General features: G+C 70.3%; 6 protein-coding genes. 1 reads left to right on the top strand and 5 read right to left on the bottom strand.

Annotation, left to right across the window (positions count from 1 at the left end):
- Positions 1-236: 236 nt before the first annotated feature.
- The 5 genes from bluB to rpmB all read right to left on the bottom strand — a co-directional run bounded on the left by bluB (position 237) and on the right by rpmB (position 2,025).
- Positions 237-914, bottom strand: coding sequence for a 5,6-dimethylbenzimidazole synthase (bluB, locus tag ABTZ89_RS37240; protein WP_270948577.1), 678 nt, complete (start codon positions 912-914; stop codon positions 237-239).
- Positions 915-992: 78 nt separating this feature from the next.
- Complete coding sequence (gene rpsR / locus ABTZ89_RS37235) at positions 993-1,229, bottom strand: 30S ribosomal protein S18 (RefSeq protein WP_270948578.1); 237 nt, start codon at positions 1,227-1,229, stop codon at positions 993-995.
- Between the two features lie 3 nt (positions 1,230-1,232).
- Positions 1,233-1,538 (bottom strand): 30S ribosomal protein S14, encoded by a 306-nt coding sequence (rpsN, locus tag ABTZ89_RS37230; protein ID WP_270948579.1) that lies wholly within the window; start codon positions 1,536-1,538, stop codon positions 1,233-1,235.
- 83 nt (positions 1,539-1,621) lie between these two features.
- Positions 1,622-1,789, bottom strand: a complete 168-nt coding sequence (rpmG, locus tag ABTZ89_RS37225; protein WP_270948580.1) for a 50S ribosomal protein L33 — start codon at positions 1,787-1,789, stop codon at positions 1,622-1,624.
- A complete protein-coding gene (gene rpmB, locus ABTZ89_RS37220) occupies positions 1,789-2,025 on the bottom strand; it encodes a 50S ribosomal protein L28 (RefSeq protein ID WP_270948581.1) in 237 nt (78 codons plus the stop codon). Before rpmB ends, rpmG begins: the two co-directional genes overlap by 1 nt.
- 97 nt (positions 2,026-2,122) lie before the next feature.
- On the opposite strand from rpmB, the gene mrf reads away from it, so the two are divergent.
- On the top strand, positions 2,123-3,389 hold a 1,267-nt coding region (gene mrf, locus ABTZ89_RS37215), incomplete at its 3' end, for a ribosome hibernation factor-recruiting GTPase MRF (protein WP_351053857.1).

The following is a 3,389-nucleotide window of genomic DNA, read 5'->3' as shown; positions in this document are numbered from 1 at the left end:
TCCGATCTGGCCGACCGGTCCCACTTCTCTTCGACAGGGTTGGCTCCGACCGAGATTACCATGTCGAAGGCCGCGTCGGATTCGGCGAAGCGGCCAGCTTCAAGCTATGACCGCGCCTTGCGGTCCTGGGCCGGGATGTAGCCGACCATCAGTGGGTCATCGTGCTGCACCGCTTCCTCGCAAAGGAGCGCACCGTCCTGGATTCGCGTGCCGGTGCCGTCGTGCCGGATTACACGTTACCGGCTGCGCCCGTGCCCGTACTTCTCGTAGTGGACGACCTGCTCCAGCGGGAGCCGCTGCCGCCACCCGTGTCGCTCCAGATCGGGCACGTCGGCGAGGGAACGCACCGGACCCACGCACAACCACGCGACCGGGCGCACACCGGTCGGAATACCCAGCAACCTGCGCAGGAACTCCTCGCGGTAGAAGCTGACCCAGCCGACGCCCAGGCCCTCGGCGGTGGCGGCCAGCCACAGGTTCTGGATGGCCAGGCACACCGAGTACAGGCCGGCGTCGGCGATCGCGTGGCGGCCGAGCACCTGGGGCGCGCCGCGATCGGGGTCGTAGGTGACCGCGATGCCCAGCGAGGACTCCGCGATGCCCTCGACCTTGATCTTGGAGAACGTTCCGGCGCGCTCCTCGTCGAGCTGCGAGGCGAACACGCTGCGCTCGGCGAGCACGTGCTCGCGGAAGGCGCGGCGGGTGGACTGGTCGCGGACCAGCACGAAGTCCCAGGGCTGGGACAGCCCGACGCTGGGTGCGCTGTGCGCGGCGGTGAGCACGCGGCGCAGGACCGGCTCGGGGATCTCGGCGCCGGTGAACTCGCGGCGCACGTCGCGGCGGCGGTTGATGACCTCGTAGAGGTCGGCGGCGGGGACGGTGTCGGTCAACTGGGGGCTTCCGGTGATCGTCATCGCGATCATGGTGCACGGCGGGTCGCCGCGAGCGGACGGGGGTGGCGGCATCGGGCCGAACCGCCACCCCCGGTCGGACTACTTGCGGCCGCTCGGATAGGGGAGCAGCGCCATCTCGCGGGCGTTCTTGATCGCCTTGGCGACCTCCCGCTGCTCCTGCACGGTCAAGCCGGTGACCCGGCGGGAGCGGATCTTGCCCCGGTCGGACACGAACTTGCGCAGCAGCGCGGTGTCCTTCCAGTCGACCTCGACGACCCCTTCGCGCTGGAGCAGGTTGGGCTTGCGGCGGACATTGCGGCGGTCTGGTTGGGGCACGGCTCACCAGCTCGACTTCGTCACGCCGGGCAGTTCACCGGAGTGCGCGAGCTCGCGCAGCCGCACCCGGGACACCCCGAACTTGCGGAAGTAGCCGCGGGGCCGCCCGTCGACGGCGTCCCGGTTCCGCACCCGGACCGGACTCGCGTTCCGCGGCTGCCGCTGCAGCTCCTGCTGGGCCGCGCTGCGCTCCTCGGGGCTGCTGCCCGGCGCGGCGATGATCTTCTTCAGCTCGGCCCGCCGCTCGGCGAACCGCGCCACGACCGCCCGCCGCTGCTCGTTGCGGGCGATCTTCGACTTCTTGGCCACTGGCCCTCCCTCTCGTGCTCTGCCTGGTAGGTGGTCGTGAGTACTTCGGGGCGCTATGGCACCCCAAAGTGCTCACGAGCCCGCTACCGCTCTTCGCGGAACTCCACGTGCTTGCGCGCGACCGGGTCGAACTTGCGCAGGACCATCCGGTCCGGGTCGTTGCGGCGGTTCTTGGTCGTCACGTAGGTGAAACCGGTGCCCGCGGTGGACCGCAGCTTGATCACCGGGCGGGTGTCGGTGCTCTTGGCCATCAGAATCGTTCTCCTCGGGCGCGCATCTCGGCGACGACCGCTTCGATGCCGCGCTTCTCGATCGTCTTCATCCCCTTGGTCGACACCCGCAGCCGGATCCAGCGGCCCTCGGTGGGCAGCCAGTAGCGCTTGCGCTGGACGTTGGGCAGCCAGCGCCGGCGGGTGCGGTGGTGGGAGTGGGAGACCTGGTTGCCGTAACCGGGGCGCATCCCGGTCACCTGGCAGCGGACGGACATGACCTTCCTCTCGATAATGACATCCATTTTCATTATGGCTCGGACGAGGGTACCGTGTGGTCGACGTAGATGAAAACCGTTGTCGATTGAGGTGGGGATGGAAACCCAGTCCGACCGCCGGACACCGCTGATCGCGGTCGCCGGGATCCGCGCGGACCAGGTCGCGTCGACCGCCGAGGCGGTGCGCCGCGACGAGCCGGCCGGCACCGCGCTCGTGCACCACGACCTGCGCGAAGTCGCCCAAGGCGTGGTCCGGCGCCTGATCCGCCACGGAGGTTCCGAGCAGGTCGAGGTGCTGGAGCTGGCGCACGGCTGCGTGTCCTGCACCTTGCGGGAAGACCTGCTGCCGCTGCTGCGCAGGCTCACCGCCGCACCGGACGTGAGCAGGATCGTCGTGCAGCTCGACTCGGCCCTCGAACCGGACATGATCTGCTGGGCGCTCCAGCACGTCGAGGTGGACGGTCGCCCGCTGATCACCGACGTCCGCGTCGAAGCCGTGATCACCGCGGTCGACGCGGCGACCTGGCTGGCCGATGCGACCGGCGAGGACGAGCTGGTCGAGCGCGGTATCGGCGGCAGTCCCGACGACGAGCGGACGGTGGCCCAGGTCGCGGTCGGCCAGGTCGAGTTCGCCGACGCCGTCGTGATGCTCGGCGAAGCCGACGACCGCTGGACCCAGGTGCGCACCGAAGCCGTGATCGCCCGGCTCACCCCGACGGCTCCGGTCACGCAAATTCAATGGAAATCGGGCGTCCGATTTCCATTGAATTTGCGCGAGGCCCTGGACGTCACCGCGCTGCTGGGGCGGATCCCGGCTGGCGCGCGGCGAGGTGAGATCGACGGGCCGCACGGGCAGTTGCTGCGCGGCCAACCGTCGCTGGAGACCGATGCCGGGGTGTCGACGGTGCTGTTCGAGGAGCGCAGGCCGTTCCACCCGGAGCGCCTGCACGAGGCGATCGACGTGCTGCTCGACGGTGTCGTGCGCACCCGCGGCCGGGTCTGGGTGGCCAGCCAGCCGGACGTGGCGCTGTGGATCGAGTCCGCCGGCGGCGGGCTCGGCATCGCGCACGGCGGTCCGTGGCTGGCCTCGCTGGAATCCGCGCAGTGGGCCGAGGTTTCCGCCGAACGTCAGGTCAGGGCCTCGCTGAGCTGGGACGACTACTACGGCGACCGGATGCAGGAGCTGGTCGTGATCGCCCACGAGGCCAACCCGCAGGACATCGCCCACGCCCTCCGCCACGCCCTGCTGACCGATGACGAGCTGGCCGCGGGCGAGCAGGCCTGGGCGGACTACGCCGACCCGTTCGGCGAGTGGCACACCGACCCGTGCGGCGACGACCCGGCGGAGCGCTCCGCCGACGCCG

Source organism: Saccharopolyspora sp. NPDC002686, assembly GCF_040295745.1.
GTDB lineage: Bacteria > Actinomycetota > Actinomycetes > Mycobacteriales > Pseudonocardiaceae > Saccharopolyspora > Saccharopolyspora oryzae.
The sequence above is the reverse complement of the archived record's forward strand: the minus strand, read 5'-3'. Positions and strand labels throughout refer to the sequence as shown.